The organism is Pseudomonas sp. R62, assembly GCF_000257605.1.
GTDB classification, from domain to species: Bacteria; Pseudomonadota; Gammaproteobacteria; order Pseudomonadales; family Pseudomonadaceae; genus Aquipseudomonas; species Aquipseudomonas atacamensis.
This window is the reverse complement of record NZ_AHZM01000979.1, coordinates 1-538: the sequence shown is the minus strand read 5'-3', so window position 1 is coordinate 538 and position 538 is coordinate 1. Positions and strand designations below refer to the sequence as shown.

General features: G+C 63.4%; 1 protein-coding gene and 1 pseudogene. Both read left to right on the top strand.

Features of this window, described 5'->3' with window-relative positions; genetic code table 11:
- Positions 1–198 (top strand): annotated as a pseudogene (locus tag OQK_RS01445) (YmfL family putative regulatory protein); the annotation flags it as partial.
- Between the two features lie 64 nt (positions 199–262).
- A partial coding sequence (locus OQK_RS01440; RefSeq protein WP_016770781.1) for an ogr/Delta-like zinc finger family protein occupies positions 263–538 on the top strand: 276 nt, incomplete at its 3' end.

The window sequence follows — 538 nt, the reverse complement described above, 5'->3', positions numbered from 1 at the left end:
CAGCGCTCCCTGGTCACCGACGTGGCAGAGGGCAAGGTCGACCAGATCATTGCCAAGGCCTTGGCCGATGGCCGCCTAGACGAGGCCGAGCTCGCCGACATCATCGCCGCACACCGCGCGCACATTGCCGCCCGGCATGCGGAGGTGGGGGCAGTTATCACGTTGCACCGGAAAACCCCGGGCAATCAGGAACAGTAATAGACGCACGAAGCGTCGCATTTTTCGGCTTCGGCCAATGCCGCACTCGCGGCGGGGAGAGTTCATGAGCACCAATCACGGCGGCGGTTACAAGTGTCTGTGCCCGGCCTGCGGCAGCCGTATGCGCATCCGCAATTCGGAAGAGCAGACGCCCATCTTCAAGACCATGTATGGCGAGTGCACCAACCTAGGATGCGGCGCCACCTATGGCGGCTCTCTGTCGTGGGAGTACGAGCTAACCACCTCGGGTCTGGACCGGCCCCGGGTCCGCCTCCCGGTTGCCCCCTCGGTAAAACGTAGGCAAGCCATCCGCGACAGCGCTGAGAAAACCAACCAACTC